This window comes from Pseudomonas sp. LBUM1653 (genome assembly GCF_059716115.1).
The window spans coordinates 418,221-441,711 of sequence record NZ_CP166803.1; the positions used below are offsets into that span (position 1 = coordinate 418,221).

A 23,491-nucleotide genomic window follows, 5' to 3' on the forward strand; every position below is an offset into this window, starting at 1 on the left:
AGAACGCGATGACTAGTTTGCATGCCGACGAGGCTTTCCTCGGCCACTACCAGTTGAGTCATGACCCTTTTGCTCCACGGGTCCCTGGCTTCAAGTTTTTCCCTGCCCAGCGCAAGCCGGTGCTGGGGCAGTTGCACCATCTAGCGCGGTACAGCCAGTTGCTATTGGTGGTCACAGGTCCGCATGGCAGTGGCAAGACCCTGCTGCGTCAGGCCCTGGTGGCCAGTACCAACAAGCAGACCGTGCAGAGCGTGGTGGTTTCCGCCCGTGGTGCGGGTGATTCGGCTGGCGTATTGCGCCAGGTCGCCCAGGCACTGGACGTTGCCCAGGCCGAGATCGGTGCAATCCTGAAACAGGTGGTGCAGCTTGCTCTCACGGGGCAGGAAGTCTATCTGCTGGTCGATGACGCCGAGCAGCTCGACGAGTCCGCGCTTGAAGCCTTGATGGCCTTGGGCGCTGGTGCGCCGGAAGGCCGTCCGCATGTGTTTCTGTTCGGCGAATCGTCGATGATCGCTCAGCTTGAGGCTTTGCAACTCGAGGAAGAACGCTTCCACGTCATCGAGCTGCAGCCTTACACCGAAGAGGAAACCCGCGAATACCTGGAGCAGCGGCTCGAAGGCGCCGGCCGGGGTATCGAACTTTTCACTGCAAATCAGATCTCTGATATTCACGAAAGCTCCGAGGGTTGGCCTGGCAACATCAACCAGGTTGCCCGCGATGCAATGATCGAAGCCATGATTGCCAGCCGCTCAGCGGTGAAGCGTCCAAGTATGGGGTTCAATATGCCGAAGAAACACGTATTGGCGATTTCCGCCGTCGTTGTGGTCGCGGTAGCTGCCGCCTGGTTGATGCCGGGTCGCAGCAAGGCACCGACCACGGGTGCGCCTGCCAACGAACAGGCGCAACTGCCGCTCGGCCAGGGCTCAGGTGGTGCTCCGGCCGTCGAATTCGCCGGCAACACGCAGCCTACGCCATTGCCGTTGGTCGGCAATTCACAACCGGTCATGCGGGCTCCATTGGCCGAAGCGGCGGGAGGCATTACCGAGGGCGATGACGGCGTGCCGGTCGAGGGTTCCAGCGCGACGCCGCCGACCGTGACCACCATTGCACCGCCAACGGGCGTTCCAGCCGGTCCTGCGCCAACGCCGACAGCCAAGCCGACGCCTGCGCCGACCCAGGTCGCTACCGCCAAGCCAGCGCCTGCTCCGGTCGCCAAGCCTGCTCCGGCCGCGGTGCCAGCCAAACCAGCCGCCGCGGCCGCCAAGCCGGCCGAGAAACCAGCGACCGTCGCCAAGGCTGCCGGTGGCACCTGGTACGCAGGTCAGGCGCCGGGTAACTACGTGGTGCAGATCCTCGGCACCAGCTCCGAAACGGCCGCGCAAAACTTCGTCAAGGAGCAGGGCGGCGAGTACCGTTATTTCAAGAAAGTCCTCAACGGCAAGCCGCTCTACGTGATCACCTACGGCAACTTTGCCAATCGTGATGCAGCCGTTTCCGCCATCAAGGCCTTGCCAGCGAAGGTTCAGGCTGGTAAACCTTGGCCTCGCACTGTCGCCAGCGTCCAACAGGAACTGGCAACAACTCGCTGAAGATTCGGCGGCCTTACCCAGGCCGCCTCTCCAAGCACCTCAAAATTTCTTCAAGTGCGCGCTGCCTTCCAGGCCGCGTGCCCTGTGGTGTCTGCGTCACAGTAGTCTTTGAGTCGTAGCGGTCAAAATTAAAAAAATTTTGACTAGCACAGCAGATCGCTTTAAACCTTTCACAAATGCGACATAGATTTGCGACATTTCGTCGCCAAATTTGTGAGGCCAAGTGTCGGTGTGTACAATGACCTCCCTTTTGCCCCCGCAAAGCTGGCGTACGTTCGGCGCGGATGGTAAGTGGTTGAATTGAAAAGAAATTTGCCTCGACAAGAGGCAGCCTGGTGAGAAAGTGTCTATGAAAGCAGGTCTGTACCAACCAGATGAATTCAAGGATAACTGCGGTTTCGGCCTGATTGCTCATATGCAGGGCGAGCCCAGTCATACCCTTTTGCAAACGGCCATCGAGGCCCTGACCTGCATGACCCACCGCGGTGGGATTAATGCTGACGGCAAGACCGGTGACGGTTGCGGTCTGCTGATTCAAAAGCCGGACGCGTTCCTGCGAGCCATCGCCCAGGAAACCTTCGGCGTCGAACTGCCGAAGCAATATGCCGTGGGCATGGTTTTTTTCAACCAGGACCCGGTCAAAGCCCAAGCCGCTCGCGAAAACATGAACCGCGAGATCCTGGCTGCCGGCCTGCAGTTGGTCGGCTGGCGCAAAGTGCCGATCGACACCAGCGTCCTCGGCCGCCTGGCCCTTGAGCGCCTGCCACAGATCGAGCAGGTATTCATCGGCGGTGAAGGCCTGAGCGACCAGGACATGGCCGTCAAGCTGTTCACCTCCCGTCGTCGCTCATCGGTGGCCAACGCCGCCGATACCGACCACTACGTCTGCAGCTTTTCGCACAAGACCATTATTTATAAAGGCCTGATGATGCCGGCGGATCTCACCGCCTTCTATCCGGACCTGAGCGATGAGCGCCTGCAAACCTCGATTTGCGTGTTCCACCAGCGCTTCTCCACCAATACCCTGCCTAAATGGCCGCTGGCTCAACCGTTCCGCTTCCTGGCGCACAACGGCGAGATCAACACCATCACCGGCAACCGTAACTGGGCCGTGGCCCGTCGCACCAAGTTCAGCAACGATCTGATGGACCTGGAAGAACTCGGCCCGCTGGTCAACCGCGTCGGTTCCGACTCCTCGAGCATGGACAACATGCTCGAACTGATGGTCACCGGCGGCATCGACCTGTTCCGTGGCGTGCGGATGATCATTCCGCCTGCGTGGCAGAACGTCGAGACCATGGACCCGGACCTGCGCGCGTTCTACGAATACAACTCGATGCACATGGAACCGTGGGACGGCCCGGCCGGCGTGGTCATGACCGATGGTCGCTACGCGGTGTGCCTGCTCGACCGTAACGGTTTGCGTCCGGCGCGTTGGGTTACTACCAAGAACGGTTTCATCACTCTGGCTTCGGAAATCGGTGTCTGGAACTACCAGCCTGAAGACGTGATCGCCAAGGGCCGCGTTGGCCCGGGCCAGATCTTTGCCGTGGACACCGAGACCGGTCAGATCCTCGACACCGACGCTATCGACAACCGCTTGAAGTCCCGTCATCCGTACAAGCAATGGCTGCGCAAGAATGCCCTGCGCATCCAGGCGACCATGGAAGACAACGACCACGGTTCGGCGTTCTACGACGTCGATCAGCTCAAGCAATACATGAAGATGTACCAGGTCACGTTCGAAGAGCGCGATCAGGTGCTGCGTCCGCTCGGCGAGCAGGGCTACGAAGCCGTGGGCTCGATGGGCGACGATACGCCGATGGCCGTGCTGTCCCAGCGCGTGCGTACGCCGTACGACTATTTCCGCCAGCAGTTCGCGCAGGTCACCAACCCGCCGATCGACCCGCTGCGCGAAGCCATCGTCATGTCGCTGGAGATCTGCCTCGGTGCCGAGCGCAACATCTTCCAGGAGTCGCCGGAACACGCTTCGCGCGTGATCCTCAGCTCGCCGGTCATTTCCCCGGCCAAGTGGCGCTCGCTGATGAACCTCGATCGTCCGGGCTTCGAACGCCAGAAAATCGACCTCAACTACGACGAAAGCATCGGTCTGGAAGCGGCGATTCGTAACGTTGCCGATCAGGCTGAAGAAGCCGTTCGCGCCGGTCGTACGCAGATCGTACTGAGTGACCGTCACATTGCCCCGGGCAAGTTGCCGATCCACGCCTCCCTGGCCACCGGCGCGGTACACCATCGCTTGACCGAGAAGGGCCTGCGTTGCGACTCCAACATCCTGGTGGAAACCGCGACCGCGCGCGATCCGCATCACTTCGCCGTGTTGATCGGTTTCGGTGCCTCTGCCGTTTATCCGTTCCTGGCCTATGAAGTGCTGGGCGACCTGATCCGCACCGGTGAGGTGCTGGGCGACCTCTACGAGGTGTTCAAGAACTACCGTAAAGGCATCACCAAAGGCCTGCTGAAGATCCTGTCGAAGATGGGTATCTCGACCATTACTTCGTACCGCGGTGCGCAGTTGTTCGAGGCCATCGGCCTGTCCGAGGAAGTCTGCAACCTGAGCTTCAAGGGCGTACCAAGTCGCATCAAGGGCGCGCGTTTCGTCGACATCGAAGCCGAGCAGAAAGCCCTGGCCACCGAAGCCTGGAGCCCGCGCAAGCCGATCCAGCAAGGTGGCTTGCTGAAGTTCGTCCACGGCGGCGAATATCACGCCTACAACCCGGACGTGGTCAACACCCTGCAAGCCGCGGTCCAGCAGGGCGACTACAGCAAATTCAAGGAATACACGTCGCTGGTGGACAACCGCCCGGTGTCGATGATCCGTGACCTGCTGAAGGTCAAAACCCTCGACACGCCGCTGGACATCAGCGAAATCGAACCACTGGAATCGGTGCTCAAGCGCTTCGACTCCGCCGGTATCTCGCTGGGCGCCCTGTCGCCTGAGGCTCACGAAGCCCTGGCTGAAGCCATGAACCGTCTCGGTGCGCGTTCCAACTCCGGCGAAGGCGGCGAAGACCCGGCGCGCTACGGCACCATCAAGAGCTCGAAAATCAAGCAGGTGGCAACCGGCCGTTTCGGTGTGACCCCGGAATACCTGGTCAACGCCGAAGTGCTGCAGATCAAGGTCGCTCAAGGCGCCAAGCCGGGCGAAGGTGGTCAACTGCCAGGGGGCAAGGTCAATGGTCTGATCGCCAAGCTGCGTTACGCAGTGCCGGGCGTGACCCTGATTTCGCCACCGCCGCACCACGACATCTATTCGATCGAAGACTTGTCGCAGCTGATTTTTGACTTGAAACAGGTCAACCCGAAGGCATTGGTTTCGGTGAAGCTGGTAGCAGAAGCGGGCGTCGGCACTATCGCCGCCGGTGTGGCCAAGGCCTACGCGGACTTGATCACCATCTCCGGCTACGACGGCGGCACCGGTGCATCGCCGCTGACCTCGATCAAATACGCGGGCGCTCCGTGGGAACTCGGCCTGGCCGAAACCCACCAGACCCTGCGCGGCAACGACCTGCGCGGCAAGGTCCGGGTACAGACCGACGGCGGCCTGAAGACCGGCCTCGACGTGATCAAGGCGGCCATCCTCGGCGCTGAAAGCTTCGGCTTCGGCACCGCGCCGATGATCGCCCTGGGCTGCAAATACCTGCGCATCTGCCACCTGAACAACTGCGCCACCGGCGTCGCGACCCAGAACGAGAAGCTGCGCAAGGATCACTACATCGGTACCGTCGACATGGTGGTGAACTTCTTCACCTATGTCGCCGAAGAAACCCGGGAGTGGCTGGCCAAGCTGGGCGTGCGTTCCCTCGAAGAGCTGATCGGTCGTACCGATCTGCTGGAAGTCCTCGAAGGCCAGACCGCCAAGCAGCATCATCTCGACCTGACTCCATTGCTGGGCAGCGACCACGTGCCGGCGGACAAGCCACAGTTTTGCGGCGTGGAGCGTAACCCGCCGTTCGACAAGGGCCTGCTGGCCGAGAAAATGGTCGACATGGCCACCTCGGCGATCAACGACAAGAGCGGCGCCGAATTCGCCATGGATATCTGCAACTGCGACCGTTCCATCGGCGCGCGGATCTCCGGTGACATCGCCCGTAAGCACGGCAACCAGGGCATGGCCAACGCGCCGATCACGTTCCGCTTCAAAGGCACGGCCGGCCAGAGTTTCGGTGTGTGGAACGCCGGTGGCTTGAACATGTACCTGGAAGGCGACGCCAACGACTACGTCGGCAAGGGCATGACCGGCGGCAAGCTGGTGATCGTTCCGCCCAAGGGCAGCATCTACAAGACCCAGGACAGTGCCATCATCGGCAACACCTGCCTGTACGGCGCCACCGGCGGCAAGCTGTTCGCCGCCGGTACCGCGGGTGAGCGTTTCGCCGTGCGTAACTCCGGTGCCCACACCGTCGTGGAAGGCACTGGCGATCACTGCTGTGAGTACATGACCGGTGGTTTCGTCTGCGTCCTGGGCAAGACCGGTTATAACTTCGGCTCTGGCATGACCGGCGGTTTCGCCTACGTGCTCGACCAGGACAACACCTTCGTTGACCGGGTCAACCACGAACTGGTGGAAATCCAGCGGATCAGCGGCGAGGCGATGGAAGCCTACCGTAGCCATTTGCAGCGCGTGCTGAACGAGTACGTCGAGGAAACCGACAGCGAGTGGGGTCGTGAACTCGCCGAGAACCTCGACGATTACGTGCGTCGTTTCTGGCTGGTCAAGCCCAAGGCTGCCAACCTGAAATCGTTGCTTTCCAGCACCCGTGCCAACCCGCAGTGATATGCGCCTGAAGAGTTTGATGAGGTTTTAAAATGGCTGAACGTCTGAATAATGACTTCCAGTTCATCGAGGTCGGGCGCAAGGATCCGAAGAAGAAACTGTTGCGTCAACGCAAGAAAGAGTTCGTGGAAATCTACGAACCGTTCAAACCCCAGCAGTCGGCCGACCAGGCCCACCGCTGCCTGGGTTGCGGTAACCCGTATTGCGAATGGAAGTGCCCGGTGCACAACTTCATTCCCAACTGGCTGAAGCTGGTGGCCGAGGGCAACATCCTCGCCGCCGCCGAGCTGTCGCACCAGACCAACACCCTGCCGGAAGTTTGCGGCCGGGTGTGCCCGCAGGACCGTCTGTGCGAGGGTGCCTGCACCCTTAACGACGGCTTCGGCGCGGTGACCATCGGTTCGGTGGAGAAGTACATCACTGACACCGCGTTCGCCATGGGCTGGCGCCCGGACATGTCCAAGGTCAAGCCGACCGGCAAGCGTGTCGCGATCATCGGTGCGGGCCCGGCGGGCCTGGGCTGTGCCGACGTGCTGGTACGCGGTGGCGTGACTCCGGTGGTGTTCGACAAGAACCCGGAAATCGGCGGCCTGCTGACCTTCGGCATCCCCGAGTTCAAGCTGGAAAAGACCGTGCTGAGCAATCGCCGCGAAGTCTTCAGCGGCATGGGCATCCAGTTCCGCCTCAACACCGAGGTGGGCAAGGACGTGACCATGGAACAACTGCTCGAAGAATATGATGCGGTATTCATGGGCATGGGCACCTACACCTACATGAAGGGCGGCTTCGCCGGTGAAGACCTGCCGGGCGTGTACGACGCGCTGGACTTCCTGATCGCCAACGTCAACCGCAACCTGGGCTTTGAAAAGTCGCCGGAAGATTTCGTCGACATGAAAGGCAAGAAGGTCGTGGTACTCGGCGGCGGCGACACGGCGATGGACTGCAACCGTACCTCGATCCGCCAGGGTGCCAAATCGGTGACCTGTGCCTATCGTCGTGACGAAGCGAACATGCCGGGCTCGCGCAAAGAGGTGAAGAACGCCAAGGAAGAAGGCGTGAAATTCCTCTACAACCGCCAGCCGATTGCCATCGTTGGCGAAGACAAGGTTGAAGGCGTGAAAGTGGTCGAAACCCGTCTCGGCGAACCGGACGCCCGTGGCCGTCGCAGCCCCGAGCCGATCCCGGGCTCCGAAGAGATCATCCCGGCCGACGCCGTGGTCATCGCCTTCGGTTTCCGTCCGAGTCCGGCACCGTGGTTCGAGCAGTTTGAAATCCAGACCGACAGCCAGGGCCGCGTCGTGGCACCGGAACAAGGCCAGTACAAGCACCAGACCAGCAACCCGAAAATCTTCGCCGGTGGCGACATGGTTCGCGGCTCTGACCTGGTGGTGACGGCGATCTTCGAAGGCCGTAATGCGGCTGAAGGGATCCTGGATTACCTGGGCGTCTAAACGCGATCCCGAGCTGAAATGCAGTAAACCTGTGGGAGCGAGCCTGCTCGCGAAAGCGGACTGTCAGCCAACATCTTTGTTGGATTTGCCGGCCTCTTCGCGAGCAGGCTCGCTCCCACAGTTGTTTCTGTGTGCTGCTGAAATCAGTGTATTCATTGCGACAAATTGACCCGATAGACAAAAGGCTGACCTGCAACCGTGCCTTTTGCGCCGCGCTCTGAGAAAATGCCCGCACTTTTTTTCCGGATGCCGACATGACTGCCCTGAAGAACGACCGTTTCCTGCGCGCCCTGCTCAAGCAACCCGTAGACGTCACCCCTGTGTGGATGATGCGTCAGGCCGGTCGCTACCTGCCTGAATACCGCGCCAGCCGTGCCAAGGCCGGTGATTTCATGAGCCTGTGCATGAACCCGGCGTTCGCTTGTGAAGTCACGATGCAGCCGTTGGACCGCTATCCACAGCTGGACGCGGCGATCCTCTTCTCCGACATCCTGACCATCCCCGACGCCATGGGCCAAGGCCTGTACTTCGAAACCGGCGAAGGCCCGCGGTTCAGGAAAGTCGTCAGCACCCTGGCCGACATCGAAGCCCTGCCGATTCCTGATCCGCAGAAAGACCTGGGTTACGTGATGGACGCGGTCAGCACCATTCGCCGTGAATTGAACGGCCGCGTACCACTGATCGGCTTCGCCGGCAGCCCATGGACACTGGCCACCTACATGGTCGAAGGCGGCTCGTCGAAAGACTACCGCAAGACCAAAACCATGCTCTACGACAACCCGCAAGCCTTGCACCTGCTGCTCGACAAACTCGCGCAGACGGTCACCAGCTACCTCAACGGCCAGATCATGGCCGGTGCGCAAGCGGTACAGATCTTCGACAGCTGGGGCGGCAGCCTCTCGGCGGCGGCGTACCAGGAATTCTCCCTGGCCTACATGCGCAAAATCGTCAGCGGCCTGATCCGCGAGCACGAAGGCCGCAAGGTTCCGGTCATCCTGTTTACCAAGAATGGTGGCCTGTGGCTGGAAAGCATTGCCGACGCTGGCGCTGATGCCCTCGGCCTGGACTGGACTTGCGACATCGGCAGCGCCCGCGCCCGTGTTGGCGACAAGGTTGCCTTGCAAGGCAACATGGACCCGACCGTGCTCTACGCCAAACCGGAAGCCATTCGCGCTGAAGTCGGGCGTATTCTGACCAGCTACGGCAAAGGCAGCGGCCACGTGTTCAACCTCGGCCATGGCATCACCCCGGAAGTCGATCCGGAGCACGCCGGCGCCTTCCTGCGCGCGGTGCATGAGTTGTCGGCGCAGTATCACGAATAACTGCTTTTAAGTTGTTTAAAGCCCGTCCGGCCTGGCGCCTGACGGGTTTTTTTATACTTTTAGTTTCCTTATCCAGTTCAAGTGTTGGCTCTTGTAAGATTTTTGTCATTCTGCGTCAGATAAAGGGCTAGACGGAATAATCCTGCAGTAAGTAGAGATTTTCCCTACATATAAAGTTCTTTCATCCAAGTAAATTTACCGGCCCGTGCTCCCATCCCCGTGGTGAGCAAAATTGCAATTAATGGCGTCTGCAATACACGCCTTTATTTTCGATAAGCAGTCTGGAATTTATTGGATGAAAAATACTTACTACAAGGGAAGTGCGTTGGGCGCCTGCACTTCTTCAATGATCCTGTTATCAGCAATGGTGGTGTCACAAAGTGTTTCCGCGCATGGCTATCTGGAAGTGCCGCCTTCGCGCGCACTGCTTTGTCAGAAAGGGGTGAACACCAACTGTGGCGCTGCGCAATACGAACCGCAAAGTGTGGGCGAAACCTTCAAGGGATTCCCCGCAGGCAGCGGCGGAGCTCCATTGCAGGGACCGATCGACGGCAAGATCCCCAGTGGTGCTCATCCGAGCTTTTCTGCCATGGACGCCCAGTCGGCAACCCGATGGAGCCTGACTGAAATCCGGGATCGCAATATCGATTTCCAATGGCGCTACACTCAGGCCCATCCAGCCACCAAGCATGAGTACTTCATCACTCGCAACGGTTGGAATCCTAACGAACCTCTCAAGCGCGCCTCGTTCGAAAGCACTCCGTTCTGTTCCGTCGACGGGGGGCATCAACTGCCGGTCTCCGGCGCCAAGCACAACTGCACCATCCCTGAAGACAAATCCGGGCAGCACGTAATCCTGGGTATCTGGACCGTTGGTGACACTGATGCTGCGTTCTATAACGCGGCCGATGTAAACATTCTTGCCGAGCCGGCGTTGCCGGGTGGCTGGTCTTCGGTAGGCAGCATTTCCGCGGCGACCCAGTTGCTGGTCGGCGACAAGGTCAAGGCTCGCGCATTCTCGGCCAATGGTGAGAGCCCGGAATACAGCGTGGAAGTTTCCATCGATAACGCTGAGGAAGGCTCGCCGAACAACTGGTCGTTCAAGCTGGCAGAGAAAATCAACAACACTCACACGGTCATCCGCGCGGGTATTCGTGACGAAAATGGCAACATCGAACCGATCCGTGGCACCAACACCTTGTACGCGCAAAAAGAAAGCGGCGTAACCCGTTACGAAGTGCAACTGAACATGCAGGAAGATGCAGCGGCTCGCCTGTCGGTCGCCTCGATGCACGAGCAGTATGTTCTGGAAAAAGGCCAGGCCAAGGTCGATTTCAGCATTCTCTCCAATCGCAAAATGAACGTTGAAGCCACTCTGTTCGACCAGAACAACAAGCCGGTCGGTTCCACCTCGGCGCAGGTGGACAGTGGCTCCGCTGGACTGGCCATCGATGTGCGCAGCAATCCTGGTGCGCATACCCTGACATTGGTCGGCACCACTCTGGATGGCCGGACCACTCGCCAAGACACCCAATCGGTCAACGTGACCGGTGAAGGTGCCGGCGCCGACTACGACTTCGTGTTCCCGCAAGGCCTCAGCGAGTACACCGCTGGTACCAAGGTACTGCAGCCGAAGACCAATGAAGTCTTTGAGTGCAAGCCATTCCCGGAGTCTGGTTATTGCAAACAGTACAGCCCGACTGCCAATGGTTTTGAACCTGGCATCGGTGCGCATTGGCACATGGCCTGGAACAAACTCTAAGTTCCTCGCAGTACTTCAGGTGACCTGTGAAGGTTGCCTGAAGGTTCTCTTTTTTATCGAGTTGCATATCTCGTGAAGCATTCGTGGAAGGTGATGAGCCGTTTTGGCCTGCTGGTCATGCCGGTGGGTTATGCAGTGCTGCTGATCTGGCAGGAGTGGCACTTCCGCGAACGCCTCGCCTCGCCGCTGCCGGTGGTGGTGCCAACCTCTGTTCCCGTCCATGTACCGCTGGATGCTACTGCGGTGGCGTCAGTGCTGGGCCTGACCCAAGGAACCTCGTTGCTTGCCAGTGCCGAGCCGCTGACCTTGCAGGCCAGTTTTGTCCTGAGCAGTGGTTTGTCCAAAGCGTTGCTCGCCGATGCTCAAGGCCCGCGTATGTACCAGGTGGGCGAACGTTTGCCTGGTGGTAGCGTGCTGCGTCGCGTCGAGGCCAATCAAGTGGTGCTATGGAACAAGGGGCGGGAAGAGCGATTAACGCTGCAACCGTCTGCTGTGCGTTTCCTGCGCAGACTTGAATCGCCAGGCGACACACAGGCTCCCGCTGTTTCTACGCGTTATCTACGCCCGGTTTCCGGGCCGTCAGAGTGATCAACTTCATGAACAGTTTCATTGGCGCGCAGGCCTTGCGCTCCATGCTTTTCCTTATCGGGTTGGCGAGTCTGGCATTGCCGGGCGCGTTGCAGGCTGCGCAAGAAAAGTGGCAGTTGGCGATGAACAACGCTGAGCTGCGCGACATCGTTGAAGAAATCTCCGGCATTCTGGGGACCACCGTGGTGCTTGATCCCAGGGTCTCCGGACGCATCACGGTGATGTCTCAGCAAGCCCTTGATCGCGAAGGCGTCCGCCGCTTGTTCTACGCGGTGCTAGACGCCCACAACTTCACGGTGATCGATGAGGGTGACCGGATCCTGATCACGCCAGTGACCGAAGCCAAAACTCGCGCCGGCACCAGCCCTGCAAAAAACGCGACGCCCTCGCAATTTGTCACCCGGGTGATCGAGCTGAACAATAGCAGTGCCGCCGACATCGCCGGGCTGGTCCGGCCATTGGTCTCGGCCAACGGCTATGTCGGGCCGTCCATGTCGGCCAATGCGGTGGTGGTCACGGAGACGGCAGCCAATGCGCAACGCATCGTCCAGGTCATCCGCCAGCTGGACTCCGGACAAAGCAATAAGCACGCCGTGGTGCAGTTGCGCCACGCCCGGGCCAGTGACGTGGCCCCTGTCATGGAAGCTTCCCTGGGCAAGCGCACTGCCGAGAGCGCGATCCAGGTATTGGCCGACAGCAGAACCAATCGCCTGATCCTGATTGGCCCGTCAGCCGTTCGCCAACGCTTGGCCGAGCTGGCGCGCGGTCTCGATATTCCTGCCACGGCGACTCCGGACAACGCCCGGGTGATCCGTTTGCGTCACAGCGACGCCAAGCAGTTGGCCGAGATTCTGGAAAGCATGGGCCAAGGCCGAAAAGCGGCTCCAGCCCTTGGCAACAGCAAAGACGCAGCGCCAGGCACTGCCTTCATGATCAAGGCCGACGAAAGCCAGAACGCGCTGGTGCTGATCGCCGAGCCGGAACAGGTCAGGACCATCGAAAGCATTGTGCGTCAGTTGGACCAGCCGCGCGCCCAGGTGCTGATCCATGCCGCCATTGTCGAGATTTCCGGGGACATCGCTGAAGCGGTCGGCGTGCAATGGGGCATTAGCACGGGAGATGCGAAAGGCTTCATCAACTTCCCCGGCACCGATATCCCGATTGTCGGCGGCCTGGATTTCGACGAGAAAAAGTCCGCACCCGAAGGCGCGCTGTTGCGCCTGGGCAGTGATCGCTTTGGCGCATTGATTTCCGCCTTGGCCAGCAACACCCACAGCAACCTGCTCTCTACGCCAAGCCTGTTGACGCTGGACAATCAGGAAGCGCACATCATCGTCGGCCAGAACGTCCCGTTCAAGACCGGCTCCTACGCCACGAACAGCAACGGTGCGGACAATCCGTTCACCACAGTCGAGCGCAAGGACGTGGGCATCAGCCTGAAGATCAAGCCTTACATCAACGAAGGCTCGACGCTGCGGCTGGAGGTCGAACAGGAAGTGTCGGACATCGCGCCCTCGGTATCGGGCATCGACTCTTCGGACCTGATCACCAACAAGCGCGCCCTCAAGAGCACCATCCTGGCCGATGATGGTGAAATCATCGTCATTGGCGGGTTGATCAGAGACAGCGTCAGAACCCAGAAAAGCGGGGTGCCATTACTGCGGGATATTCCTTATCTGGGCGCATTGTTTCGCTGGAACCGGGACACCCAGAGCAAAAGCAATCTCATGGTGTTCTTGCGGCCCACGATCGTGCGCAGTAAGGAAGACCTGAGCGGCATCAGCCAGCAGCGTTACAACGCGCTGCGTGATTTGAGCCAGTCGGGGGCGCGGGATAACAACTCGTTGCTGCTGCCGGCTGATTCGCGTCAGCTGTTCGAACCGGTTTCCGATGCACCCGTGTTCGACCTGCGCAAGCCGGCGCCGCATACGCCATGACCCGTTCGATCGATGGTTGCCAACCACTGCCCTTCGGTTTTGCCCGTCGTTTCGGCGTGCTGCTGGAGTGCGAAGGCGGCGAGTCGAGTCTTGCAGTGCGTGCCGATACGCCGCTCACCGCCCTGGCGGAAGCTCGCCGGGCATGCGCTCGCGAGCTGCCCCTGCGGGTGCTGGAACCCGAGATTTTTGCGACACGCCTGGCAGCCGCCTATCGCGAAGGCCAGAGCGCTGCGGAGCAGGTTGCCCAAGGGCTGGACGAAGAGCTGGATCTGCTCAGCCTGGTGGACAAGGTGCCGCAAACCGCCGATTTGCTGGAGCAGCAGGGCGATGCGCCGATCATCCGTTTGATCAATGCATTACTCAGCGAGGCCATGCGCGAGCACGCCTCGGATGTGCATCTGGAAACCTTCGAACAGTACCTGTCGGTGCGCATGCGGGTCGACGGGCAATTGCGTGAAATGCTCCGGCCCCGACGTGAATTGGCGACGCTGCTGGTGTCGCGCATCAAGGTCATGGCGCGCCTGGATATCGCTGAAAAACGCGTGCCCCAGGATGGTCGGATGGCCTTGCGCCTGGCCGGGCATGAAGTCGATGTGCGGGTCTCGACCCTGCCCTCGGCACACGGCGAACGGGTGGTACTGCGCTTGCTCGACAAGCAGGCCGGGCGTCTGGAGTTGTCGCGCCTGGGCATGCCGGAGGACATCCTCCGGGACCTGCGCCACCTGCTGGGCAAACCGCACGGCATTCTGCTGGTGACCGGGCCCACCGGCTCAGGCAAGACCACCAGCCTGTACGCCGCGCTCAATAGTCTGAACGACCAGACCCGCAATATCCTCACGGTCGAAGATCCCATCGAATACCACCTGCCGGGCGTGGGGCAGATGCCGGTCAACCCGAAAGTGGACATGACCTTTGCCCGGGGGTTGCGAGCGATCCTGCGCCAGGATCCGGACGTGGTGATGGTCGGCGAAATCCGTGACCGCGAGACCGCTGAAATTGCTGTCCAGGCTTCCCTGACCGGCCACCTGGTGCTCTCGACGCTGCACACCAACAGTGCGGTCGGTGCGGTGACGCGCCTGGTGGACATGGGTGTCGATGCCTACCTGTTGGCATCGTCGCTGGTGGGTGTTCTGGCCCAGAGACTACTGCGCACGTTATGCCCTCATTGCAAGGCGCCCTATAGCGCGGATGCGACTGCTTGCCAGCGTCTGGGGCTTGGCGCCGCACCGTTGCAGCTGTTCCGGGCCGTGGGGTGTGATCAGTGTCAGCACGGTTATCGCGGGCGTGTCGGCATCTATGAACTGATCAGCGTAACACCGGCAGTGGCAGCGCTGATTCACCAGGGGGCCAGTGAACAGGCCTTGGCCAACGAGGCACGCCAGACGTCGCGCAGTCTGTTCCAGGACGGCCGCCAACGGGTTCTGGACGGGCTGACCAGTCTCGACGAGTTGCTGCGTGTGACTCGGGAGGACTAGGTTATGCCGACATTCGATTACCGGGCCGATAACGTTCAGGGCCGTCGTTGCAAGGGGCGGTTGGAGGCCGACAACCCCCGTCACGCGCGGCAACTGTTGCGTGAGCGCGGGTTGTGGCCGCGCGACGTGAAGGAAATCCGAGTCGGTGGTGGCGCAAACAAGCCCGGCAGCGCAGGGCGATTGAGTGCCGCCGACCTGGCACTGATGACGCTGCAGTTGTCCACGCTGGTTCAGGCCGGTTTGCCCTTGGAGGAGGCCCTTGAGGCAGTGGCGAAACAGAGTGCCAAGCGCCGGGTTGCCAGTTTGCTGTCAGCGGTCAGGAGCCGGGTCATGGAAGGTCATGCCTTGGCCGCTGCGTTGGCGCAGTTTCCCAAGGCGTTCCCGGAACTGTTCCGCGCCACCGTGGCCGCCGGCGAACGTTCCGGCCATCTGGGCCATGTGCTGGAGCAATTGGCCGCGTATACCCAGGCTCGCCAGGCCTCACGGCAAAAAATCCAGATGGCGCTGGTGTACCCCTTGATCCTGATGTTGGTCAGCGTGGTCATCGTCGGCTTTCTGCTCGGTTACGTGGTGCCGGACGTGGTGAAGATTTTCGTCGACAGCGGCCAACCGTTGCCGTGGTTGACTCGGGCGTTGATCGCTACCAGTGACGGGTTGCGCAACCATGGCCTGCTGTTGATCGTCGCGCTGGCACTGCTGATCGCCCTTTGGCGCTGGAGCTTGAGTCAACGGGACTGGCGCCTGCGCTGGCATCGCCTGGCGTTGAAGTTGCCGGTTTTTGGCGACGTGCTTCGAGCGATGGAAGCCGCACGATTTGCCAGCACCCTGGCCATCCTCGGCAAAAGCGCCGTGCCCCTGGTCGACGCACTGGAAATTGCCGCTGCCGTGATCGGCAACCTGACCATCCGTGCGCGGATGACCGATGTCGCCCGCTCGGTGCGCGAAGGTGGAACCCTGACCCATGGCCTGGAACTGAGCGGCGACATCCCGCCGATGATGCTGCACATGATCGCCAGTGGCGAGCGTGCGGGCGAACTCGATCGCATGCTGGCCCGCGCCGCCGAACAACAGGAAAGCAGCCTGGCGGCGCGTATTGCCCTGGTGGTGAGCCTGTTCGAGCCGGCCATGCTCGTGTTGATGGGCGGCGTCGTGCTGCTGATCGTCCTGGCCATTCTGCTTCCGATTCTCAGCCTCAACCAATTGGTGAATTGACCCATGAACGCTTTACGTCACAGAACTTCCCAGCACGGTTTTACCCTGATCGAGATCATGGTGGTGGTGGTCATCATCGGCATCCTGGGGGCAATCGTGGTGCCGCAGTTCATGAGCCGTCCCGACCAGGCCAAAGTCACCGCCGCCAAAGTCGACCTTCAGGCCATCGCCACCGCCCTGGAAATGTATCGCCTCGACAACTTCCACTATCCCTCCACGCAACAAGGGCTGGAGGCCTTGAGCAATCGGCCTTCCGGGATGCCGGCAGCGCGGAGCTGGAACCCTCAGGGTTACCTGAAAAGCTTGCCCGTTGATCCGTGGGGCACGCCCTATCAGTACCTCAATCCCGGCGTTAAATCGGTCGATGGCGGCTTCGACTTGTATTCCCTCGGGTCCGATGGCGTAGCGGGTGGCGAAGGACACGCGGCGGAAATCGGCAATTGGGGTGGTTGAAGCATGCCGCGCCGTTGTCGGGGATTTACCTTGCTGGAAATGATGATTGTGATCGTCTTGATCGGCGTGCTGGTGGGCATGGTGAGCCTTGCCAGTGGCGTTAACCCGGCACAGCAAGCCAGGCAGGAAGCGGGCGCCCTGGCTGGCGTCATTCGCCAGCTGCGGGAACAGGCAGTGCTCGAGGGGCGGGAGTACGGTCTGCGGCTGAGCGTCGAAGGGTACCGGGCAATGCGCCTCGATGAGTCTGGCTGGGAGCCGTTGGCAGCCTTCTATCAATGGACCGAGAGCTTGCGACTGAGCCTTGAGCAGGAGGGGTATTCCATGAGACTGGGCGCTGACGCCGGCCCTCCGCAGATTCTGCTGTACAGCAGCGATGAAACCAGCAGCTTCACACTGACGTTCGCTGGCAAAGACAGGATCTGGGCGACCCTGACCAGCGATGGCATCGGTGCGGTCATGCTCGATGACTGAGCCGTCGTTCATGCCTCGCATGGGTGGATTCACCTTGCTTGAAGTCATGGTGGCCCTGGCGATTTTCGCGACCCTGGCGACGGCGGTGCTGTCCGCCAGCCAATACGTGGTCAGGCAGTCAGGCGCCGCCGAAGAGCGCCTTCTTGCGGCCTGGGTGGCGGACAACCAGCTGAGCGAGTTGCGCTTGCAATCGTCCCCCCTAATTGCACAGCCACAACGGGTGGTGAGCATGGGGGATCGCGACTGGTTTGTGCGTCAATCCGTCGGTGTGGCGAGCAATCCGCATGGGGTGCCGGTCGAAGTCGAGGTCGGCCTTGCCGGTCGGGACCAGACACTGTTCCGCGCCTCCGGCTGGATGGCCAAACGTCATGAATGAGCAAAGCGGATTCACCCTGCTGGAACTGGTCATTGCCATTGCGATTTTCGCCTTGCTGGGGCTGGCCAGCTGGACGCTGTTCGACGGTGTGGTGCGCGTGCAGCAGGGCACCCTGAGCCACGAACGAGAACTCAGGAATCTGCAACGCGCCGTGGCAGTGATTGAGCGCGACCTGCTGCACATTGCGCAACAGCCTGTCGTGCCTGACCCGTCGCAGTTGCAGCTGTTGCGCAGCAATTGGCGTAATCCGCTGGACTTGCCGCGCAGTGAACGACAGCTGCTGACTTATCGACTCGACAACGGCGTGCTATGGCGCGACAGCCGGGCAGAAGGGGCTCAAAGCGTGCAGCGGCAAAAACTGCTCGACGATGTTCGAGACGTGCGATGGCGTCTGTACGACAGTCAGGTCGGTTGGCGTGGTGATTGGCCGTCCGGGCAGAACCTGAAGGCGCCCCTGGCGGTGGAAATGCAACTGTCGGCAGGGCGTTTCGAGGCGATCCGCCGGGTGCTGTTATTGCCGGGGGCACTGCCATGAGGGCAGGTCAACGTGGCGTTGCATTGATCAGTGTGTTGCTGGTCATGAGCCTGACGCTGTTAATCATCGGCGGCATGCTGCGCAGCCATCGCGCGTTATTGCAAAGCACTGGGCAACAGTTACAGCAGCTGCACCTGCGGCAACTCGGTGTAGCCGGGGAAGCCTGGGGCCTGGGAGTGCTCAAGGCCCAGGAAAAAGACAGCGAGCCGATTGCTGATCCGTCCAGCGCTTTCGCCATTGAAGACGCGCAGATACGCGTCGATATTGAAGACCTGGCCGGGCGTTTCAACCTCAACGCCCTGTTGATTCAGGGCCAGATCGATCAAGTCACGCTCAATCGCTGGACGCGTTTGCTGACGCTGCTCGAACTGCTGCCGTTGCAACTGGAGCAAGTGGGGGCGCTGCGCGAGCTCAGCCAGCTACGACTGCTTCCCGGTGTCGACGCTGAGCTGTTGCGTCGCCTGGCGCCCTGGGTCGCACTGTTACCGGTAGAGGCTGCGACGAACATCAACACGGCGCCGGCGCTGGTATTGCGCACGCTCGACGGTGTCGAGCGCACAACGGCCGAAGCCTTGGTACGCCAGCGTTCCGCAGCAGGCTGGCCAAGCGTTCAAGCCTTTACTCAGGACCCGCTGTTATCCGGCTTGGGCTTGAGCAGCCATGGCCTGGGCGTTGACAGCCGCTGGTACCGGATCACCGTTCAAGTGACCCAGGGGCAGGGTCATCTGCGGCTGGCCACCGATGTCGAACGCGACCCAAAGACGCGTCAGTTGAACATCCTGCAACGGCGTGTTCTACCCTCGAACGCAAGCGAGATACAGCAATGAAAACCTGGCTTTACCTGACAGCCGAAGGCTTGGCCCTGCCCACGCTCGCCTGGCCTTGTTGCCTATGGACTTCGACCGGCAAACGGCAGCGCTTGCCCTTGGATCAAGCGGCACAGGCACTTGCTGGGCAAGCGGTCGATGTGCTGTTGCCTATGGAACTGTGCAGTTGGTTGCTCAGCGATCCATGGCCGTCCAGGCGCCAGCCTGATGCCCAGGCCATCGCCTTCGCCGTCGAAGAGCAGCTGAGCGAAGCTCTGGAAAGGCTGCACCTAAGCACGGGTGCGCGCGATTCACGAGGTCGCTTTCCGGTGATGGTGATCGACCGCGAACGATTTGCCGCGGTGCTCGCGCTGATGGCCGAAGCGGGTATTGAAGTGCGATCTGTGTTTGTCGATGCCGATGTGTTGCCTCGTGACCATACGCTCGGTATCTGGTGGTTTGGCCGCTGGTTGCTCGGTGGCGGCTTGCCTGCTCGCCTGACCTTGTCGGATGACGGTTTGGTGGCGCTCAAGCCAGGCTTGCCCATGGACATTCAGTGGCGCGACGAGCGTCAGGACTTCACTGATATCGATCAGTGGCTGACCTCGGTGCATGGACAGGCAATCAATCTGTTGCACGGTGATTTCGCTGCGCCGCGAAAGCGTCTGCCCTGGCGTCTCGGCGGGCTGGTCGTGCTGGCGCTGTTACTGCTCGACTGGGGCGCCAGCGCCGCACGGATCGGCTTTCTCGAAAGCCAGACCCGTCAGCTCTACAGCCGCAACGAACAGCAATTCAAGGCGCTTTACCCGGACCAGACCCGCATCGTTGATCTGGCGTTACAACTCAAGGCGTTGCAAAGCCAAAATGCGGCCCCCCAGGACGGCCATATCGCCGGGCTGGTCAAACTCGTCGAGCAAGTCATCGGCGCCAGCAATGTCGATGTCCAGCGCATGGAGTTTCGCGAAAGCGATGGTTGGAAAGTCCGGCTGACCGCCAATAGTTTTACCGAACTGGAGTTACTGCGTGAACGTGGCCGTCAGCAAGGTTTGCCTGTGCGACTCGACAGCGCGAGCAAGGAAGGCGATCGGGTGCAGGCGACCCTGAGCCTGGAGCAAGGCGCATGAAGCAGAGCAGGTTGATGACTTGGCCGGCGCTGCTGCAGCGCTGGCAACGTCTGTCGCCGCGCGAACGACGGTTGTTGCTGATGATGGGCGCGTTTGTCTTTGGCGTCGCGGCATTCAGCCTGGTCTGGCAACCGACGCAGCAGCGTCTTGCGACGGCCGAGCGTCAGTATCATCAGCAACTGGCACTGGCGGCGCAACTGCAACTGGCGCGTCCACGCAGCGCGCGCGAGCCCATCATTCAGCCGCTGTCGCTACACGTCAGCGAAAGCGCCACCAAGGCGGGACTCGAACTGCATCAGGTCAACACCGACGGCGATCAGTTGCGCCTGAGTCTGCGCGGTGACGCCAAGGCATTGCTGGCATGGCTGGACCGCATCGAACGCAATGGCACTGTGCTGCAATCCTTGACCCTGGAAAAACGCAACGCGGTGCTGGAGGCGCGGATGGTACTCAGATAGTCGCGCCGGCTCCCGGCAGTGGCGGCAATTTCGCCAGCTTCAAGGCGACCAGTAATGCCACGACCAGCAATGCGCCGATGAACACGCCGATCCCGTTCCAGCCACCCAAGTGCCAGAACACGCCGCCCGCCGTACCGGCAATGCTCCCCCCGGCGTAATAGCTGAACAGGTACAAGGACGATGCCTGACCCTTGGCCTTGGTGGCACGGCGGCCGATCCAGCTGCTGGCGACTGAGTGGGCACCGAAGAAGCCGAACGTGAACACCAGCATGCCGATGATGACCAGCGGCAATGGCGTAAACATCGTCAGGGCGAGACCGCCGATCATCAGCGCGATGGTGCTCCAGAGCACTTTGCGGCGGCCGATTTTGTCGGCCAGCGAGCCGATTTTCGCCGAGCTGTAGATACCCGAGAGGTACACCACCGAGAGTAGTCCGACAAAGGCCTGTTCCATGTGATACGGCTCGGCCAGCAGGCGGTAGCCGATGTAGTTGAACAAGGTGACGAATGCACCCATCAGCACGAAGGCTTCGAGGAACAGCAGCGGCAGGCCGGCGTCGCGAAAGTGCATGGTGAAACCGTCGACCAGGCTGCGCGGGTGCAGCGAGCGGGGGCGGAAGTTGCGCGATTCGGGGAGGATTTTCCAGAACACCGCTGCCGCAATCAGCGCCAGACCGCCGATTACCAGCATTGCTGTGTGCCAGCTGACGAAGTCGATCAGCACCCCGGTGATCAAGCGTCCGCTCATCCCGCCGATGGCGTTGCCGCCGATGTACAAACCCATGGCGAGGCCGATGTGCTGCGGGTGAATCTCTTCGCTCAAATAGGTCATCGCCACCGCCGCCAGGCCGCTCAACGACAATCCAATCAGCGCGCGCATCGCCAGGACACCGTGCCAGCTCGGCATCATCGCGCTGGCCATGGTGCACAGCGCGGCGGCGAACAGCGCCGCCACCATCACCGGTTTACGTCCGACACGGTCGGAGATCGGGCCGGTGATCAGCAGGCCGATGGCAAGCATGCCCGTGGCCACTGACAGGATCAGACTGCTCTGTGCCGCGTTGATGGAATATTCGTGGGACAACAGCGGCATCATCGGTTGCACGCAGTAAAGTAGGGCGAAGGTGGCGAAGCCGCCGCAGAACAGCGCCAGCACTGTGCGCATGAAGGCTGGCGTGCCTTTTTCGATGTAGATCTCTTTCAGCTCGACAGCCACATCGTCCAGTGCTGCGGGAGGAACTTCATGGGTAAGTGGAGCGACAGCAGTTTTCACGGTGGACCTCGGAGGAGCGCAGCCGGTCAGGCAATGAAAAAAGCATATAGCTGGCTAATGATTCAATCCAATATATTGTTCGACCTGTTTGATAGCTTTAACGACCTAATGGGGTTTTCATGGAATTGCGTCATCTACGCTACTTCATCGCCGTTGCCGAAGAACTGCATTTCGGCCGCGCCGCACAGGTGCTGGGCATCTCGCAACCGCCGCTGAGCCAGCAGATTCAGGCGCTGGAGCAGGAGGTCGGCGCGCGCTTGTTCGAGCGTACCAATCGTCGGGTCGAGCTGAGCGAGGCCGGTCGATTGTTTCTGGAAGAGGCGCGCCTAGTGTTGGCGCAGGTCGACAAAGCGGCGGATGTTGCGCGACGGGCACAGCTGGGCGAGTTGGGCGAACTGAAAATCGGCTTCACCTCGTCGGCACCATTCAACTCGACCATTCCCCAGGCGATTTTTTCTTTTCGCCAGCGTTTTCCGGCAGTGCATTTGAACCTGCGGGAAATGAGCAGCACCCAGGTGGCCGATGCGCTGGTGGATGAGTCGATCGAGGTCGGCATCATGCGCCCGCTCGGGCTGCCGGACTGTCTTAGTGTCGTCGAGTTGATGCGTGAGCCGCTGGTCGCCGTGCTCAGCTCCAAGCACCCATTAGTAGAGGGCAGCGAGGAAGGCTTGTTTCTGTCAGCCCTGGCCCTCGAGCCCTTCGTATTTTTCCCGCGCAGCTACGGCAGTGGCCTGTACGCGCAATTACTCAGCCTGGCCCGTGACGTCGGCTTCAGCCCGCACTTCGCCCAAGAGGCCGGCGAGGCGATGACCATTATCGGTTTGGTGGCTGCGGGGCTGGGCGTGTCGGTGCTGCCGGCGTCTTATCAGCGGATGCGCATTGACGGCGTGGTCTATCGACCGCTGCTCGATCCGGCTGCGGTGTCGGCGGTGTGGCTGGTGCAGCGCAAGGATCAGAAATCGCCGATGGCGCGGGCGTTTGTGGAGTTGTTGACGAGGAAGGTCGAGCCCTTAGAGGTATGACTGCTACGCAGCCAATCGCGAGCAAGCTCGCTCCCACAGGTTTCAGCGGTGTGAACACGATCGTGGCAGCGCCGGGAAACCCTGTGGGAGCGAGCTTGCTCGCGATGGCGTCCGAGAGAACACCAAAAAGACCAGCTGTATGGAGCAAGATGTATCAGTCCTGCGGGAAGCTTCACCACCCGCTGTGGGACATTTCCGAAATCCCTCGCAACGGCTACAGCGCCTTGCGGCGTTACCTACAACTACTCCAGAATCCGCCGGCTTGTGCGCTTTGAGGCCCACCGCTAACTTGATTCGCATCACTGATTGTCAGTGATCGGGTTTAGTAGCCCGTAGTTTCGTGAAGCGTATTAGCGCTCCTGAAAGGCAGGTATCTCCGTACCTGCTCTTGACGGCCGCTGTGCGCAGGGCGCCTTCGGGTGCGCCGGTTCACGTAACCCGGTCTACTAACCTGCGTACAGCTGCCACCCTTTTGATCAGTAGCGATTCGGTGTGGCTCCCACTTTCAGGACGCTGAATCATGACCCATACGCCAAATCCACCGGACACCGATCCGGACGCGCTACACCAACCCAGCACCCTCTTTCTCATCGCCCCTGATATCGACAATCACACCCTGCTGGAATACGCCTGCGTGTCGCTGGCATCAGCCAATGTCATGGCAAGTGACTTCGCCAGAGACCTGAGGGGATCGCAGGGCCACGTACTGTTGGGGATTCAGCAATCGATCATGCTGGGGGAACTGGCGGTGAATCGGGTGTTGGATAACCTCGATCCACCTTGATCATGTTGTTCGCAGGGTAATTTCGGACAATACTGACGGCGTTCCCGAAAGGGGCTTG

At 60.7% G+C, this 23,491-nt stretch carries 19 protein-coding genes; 18 read left to right on the forward strand and 1 reads right to left on the reverse strand.

Annotated elements, in window-relative coordinates; genetic code table 11:
• The first annotated feature begins 8 nt into the window (after positions 1 to 8).
• The 16 genes from ACA054_RS01945 to ACA054_RS02020 all read left to right on the forward strand — a co-directional run bounded on the left by ACA054_RS01945 (position 9) and on the right by ACA054_RS02020 (position 20,354).
• Positions 9 to 1,589, forward strand: coding sequence for an AAA family ATPase (locus ACA054_RS01945; RefSeq protein ID WP_497687943.1), 1,581 nt, complete (start codon positions 9 to 11; stop codon positions 1,587 to 1,589).
• Positions 1,590 to 1,938: 349 nt separating this feature from the next.
• Positions 1,939 to 6,384 carry a glutamate synthase large subunit gene (gene gltB, locus ACA054_RS01950; protein ID WP_497687944.1) on the forward strand — a complete coding sequence of 1,482 codons (4,446 nt, stop codon included), beginning with the start codon at positions 1,939 to 1,941 and terminating at the stop codon, positions 6,382 to 6,384.
• A gap of 32 nt (positions 6,385 to 6,416) precedes the next feature.
• Positions 6,417 to 7,835: an FAD-dependent oxidoreductase gene (locus ACA054_RS01955; protein WP_497637586.1), complete on the forward strand. Its 1,419-nt coding sequence runs from the start codon at positions 6,417 to 6,419 to the stop codon at positions 7,833 to 7,835.
• A gap of 254 nt (positions 7,836 to 8,089) precedes the next feature.
• Entirely contained in the window at positions 8,090 to 9,157 is a 1,068-nt protein-coding gene (hemE, locus tag ACA054_RS01960; RefSeq protein WP_497687945.1) for a uroporphyrinogen decarboxylase, read from the forward strand.
• 295 nt (positions 9,158 to 9,452) lie between these two features.
• Positions 9,453 to 10,919, forward strand: a complete 1,467-nt coding sequence (gene gbpA, locus ACA054_RS01965; protein WP_497687946.1) for an N-acetylglucosamine-binding protein GbpA — start codon at positions 9,453 to 9,455, stop codon at positions 10,917 to 10,919.
• Positions 10,920 to 11,012: 93 nt separating this feature from the next.
• The gene (locus tag ACA054_RS01970) at positions 11,013 to 11,507 is read left to right on the forward strand and encodes a type II secretion system protein N (RefSeq protein WP_497687947.1); all 495 of its coding nucleotides are present in this window, start codon (positions 11,013 to 11,015) and stop codon (positions 11,505 to 11,507) included.
• Between the two features lie 8 nt (positions 11,508 to 11,515).
• Complete coding sequence (gene gspD, locus ACA054_RS01975) at positions 11,516 to 13,444, forward strand: type II secretion system secretin GspD (protein WP_497687948.1); 1,929 nt, start codon at positions 11,516 to 11,518, stop codon at positions 13,442 to 13,444.
• Complete coding sequence (gene gspE, locus ACA054_RS01980) at positions 13,441 to 14,919, forward strand: type II secretion system ATPase GspE (protein ID WP_497687949.1); 1,479 nt, start codon at positions 13,441 to 13,443, stop codon at positions 14,917 to 14,919. The genes gspD and gspE overlap by 4 nt, the downstream gene beginning before the upstream one ends.
• A gap of 3 nt (positions 14,920 to 14,922) precedes the next feature.
• Positions 14,923 to 16,131, forward strand: coding sequence for a type II secretion system inner membrane protein GspF (gene gspF / locus ACA054_RS01985; RefSeq protein ID WP_497687950.1), 1,209 nt, complete (start codon positions 14,923 to 14,925; stop codon positions 16,129 to 16,131).
• Between the two features lie 3 nt (positions 16,132 to 16,134).
• Positions 16,135 to 16,584 (forward strand): type II secretion system major pseudopilin GspG, encoded by a 450-nt coding sequence (gene gspG / locus ACA054_RS01990; protein ID WP_497687951.1) that lies wholly within the window; start codon positions 16,135 to 16,137, stop codon positions 16,582 to 16,584.
• A 3-nt stretch (positions 16,585 to 16,587) separates the two neighbouring features.
• Positions 16,588 to 17,055 (forward strand): type II secretion system minor pseudopilin GspH, encoded by a 468-nt coding sequence (gspH, locus tag ACA054_RS01995; protein WP_497687952.1) that lies wholly within the window; start codon positions 16,588 to 16,590, stop codon positions 17,053 to 17,055.
• Positions 17,048 to 17,431 (forward strand): type II secretion system minor pseudopilin GspI, encoded by a 384-nt coding sequence (gene gspI, locus ACA054_RS02000; protein WP_497687953.1) that lies wholly within the window; start codon positions 17,048 to 17,050, stop codon positions 17,429 to 17,431. Before gspH ends, gspI begins: the two co-directional genes overlap by 8 nt.
• Positions 17,424 to 17,966, forward strand: a complete 543-nt coding sequence (locus ACA054_RS02005; RefSeq protein WP_497687954.1) for a type II secretion system protein GspJ — start codon at positions 17,424 to 17,426, stop codon at positions 17,964 to 17,966. The genes gspI and ACA054_RS02005 overlap by 8 nt, the downstream gene beginning before the upstream one ends.
• Positions 17,963 to 18,793 (forward strand): type II secretion system minor pseudopilin, encoded by an 831-nt coding sequence (locus ACA054_RS02010; protein ID WP_497687955.1) that lies wholly within the window; start codon positions 17,963 to 17,965, stop codon positions 18,791 to 18,793. The genes ACA054_RS02005 and ACA054_RS02010 overlap by 4 nt, the downstream gene beginning before the upstream one ends.
• The gene (gspL, locus tag ACA054_RS02015) at positions 18,790 to 19,896 is read left to right on the forward strand and encodes a type II secretion system protein GspL (protein ID WP_497687956.1); all 1,107 of its coding nucleotides are present in this window, start codon (positions 18,790 to 18,792) and stop codon (positions 19,894 to 19,896) included. Before ACA054_RS02010 ends, gspL begins: the two co-directional genes overlap by 4 nt.
• Positions 19,893 to 20,354 carry a type II secretion system protein M gene (locus tag ACA054_RS02020; RefSeq protein ID WP_497687957.1) on the forward strand — a complete coding sequence of 154 codons (462 nt, stop codon included), beginning with the start codon at positions 19,893 to 19,895 and terminating at the stop codon, positions 20,352 to 20,354. Before gspL ends, ACA054_RS02020 begins: the two co-directional genes overlap by 4 nt.
• Here ACA054_RS02020 and ACA054_RS02025 read toward each other — a convergent pair.
• Positions 20,347 to 21,579: an MFS transporter gene (locus tag ACA054_RS02025; protein ID WP_497690233.1), complete on the reverse strand. Its 1,233-nt coding sequence runs from the start codon at positions 21,577 to 21,579 to the stop codon at positions 20,347 to 20,349. The two genes, ACA054_RS02020 and ACA054_RS02025, sit on opposite strands and share 8 nt — an antisense overlap.
• A gap of 167 nt (positions 21,580 to 21,746) precedes the next feature.
• Here ACA054_RS02025 and ACA054_RS02030 point away from each other — a divergent pair, with 167 nt between their 5' ends.
• Together ACA054_RS02030 and ACA054_RS02035 are read left to right on the forward strand one after the other, a co-directional pair.
• Positions 21,747 to 22,649: a LysR family transcriptional regulator gene (locus ACA054_RS02030; protein ID WP_497687958.1), complete on the forward strand. Its 903-nt coding sequence runs from the start codon at positions 21,747 to 21,749 to the stop codon at positions 22,647 to 22,649.
• Between the two features lie 520 nt (positions 22,650 to 23,169).
• Complete coding sequence (locus ACA054_RS02035; RefSeq protein ID WP_497687959.1) at positions 23,170 to 23,433, forward strand: DUF6124 family protein; 264 nt, start codon at positions 23,170 to 23,172, stop codon at positions 23,431 to 23,433.
• Positions 23,434 to 23,491 lie beyond the last annotated feature (58 nt).

Bases quoted from the DNA above. Each gene is read 5' to 3' on its own strand.
- ACA054_RS01945 (WP_497687943.1), top strand. From the start codon at position 9: ATGACTAGTTTGCATGCCGACGAGGCTTTCCTCGGCCACTACCAGTTG.
- gltB (WP_497687944.1), top strand. From the start codon at position 1,939: ATGAAAGCAGGTCTGTACCAACCAGATGAATTCAAGGATAACTGCGGT.
- ACA054_RS01955 (WP_497637586.1), top strand. From the start codon at position 6,417: ATGGCTGAACGTCTGAATAATGACTTCCAGTTCATCGAGGTCGGGCGC.
- hemE (WP_497687945.1), top strand. From the start codon at position 8,090: ATGACTGCCCTGAAGAACGACCGTTTCCTGCGCGCCCTGCTCAAGCAA.
- gbpA (WP_497687946.1), top strand. From the start codon at position 9,453: ATGAAAAATACTTACTACAAGGGAAGTGCGTTGGGCGCCTGCACTTCT.
- ACA054_RS01970 (WP_497687947.1), top strand. From the start codon at position 11,013: ATGAGCCGTTTTGGCCTGCTGGTCATGCCGGTGGGTTATGCAGTGCTG.
- gspD (WP_497687948.1), top strand. From the start codon at position 11,516: ATGAACAGTTTCATTGGCGCGCAGGCCTTGCGCTCCATGCTTTTCCTT.
- gspE (WP_497687949.1), top strand. From the start codon at position 13,441: ATGACCCGTTCGATCGATGGTTGCCAACCACTGCCCTTCGGTTTTGCC.
- gspF (WP_497687950.1), top strand. From the start codon at position 14,923: ATGCCGACATTCGATTACCGGGCCGATAACGTTCAGGGCCGTCGTTGC.
- gspG (WP_497687951.1), top strand. From the start codon at position 16,135: ATGAACGCTTTACGTCACAGAACTTCCCAGCACGGTTTTACCCTGATC.
- gspH (WP_497687952.1), top strand. From the start codon at position 16,588: ATGCCGCGCCGTTGTCGGGGATTTACCTTGCTGGAAATGATGATTGTG.
- gspI (WP_497687953.1), top strand. From the start codon at position 17,048: ATGACTGAGCCGTCGTTCATGCCTCGCATGGGTGGATTCACCTTGCTT.
- ACA054_RS02005 (WP_497687954.1), top strand. From the start codon at position 17,424: ATGAATGAGCAAAGCGGATTCACCCTGCTGGAACTGGTCATTGCCATT.
- ACA054_RS02010 (WP_497687955.1), top strand. From the start codon at position 17,963: ATGAGGGCAGGTCAACGTGGCGTTGCATTGATCAGTGTGTTGCTGGTC.
- gspL (WP_497687956.1), top strand. From the start codon at position 18,790: ATGAAAACCTGGCTTTACCTGACAGCCGAAGGCTTGGCCCTGCCCACG.
- ACA054_RS02020 (WP_497687957.1), top strand. From the start codon at position 19,893: ATGAAGCAGAGCAGGTTGATGACTTGGCCGGCGCTGCTGCAGCGCTGG.
- ACA054_RS02030 (WP_497687958.1), top strand. From the start codon at position 21,747: ATGGAATTGCGTCATCTACGCTACTTCATCGCCGTTGCCGAAGAACTG.
- ACA054_RS02035 (WP_497687959.1), top strand. From the start codon at position 23,170: ATGACCCATACGCCAAATCCACCGGACACCGATCCGGACGCGCTACAC.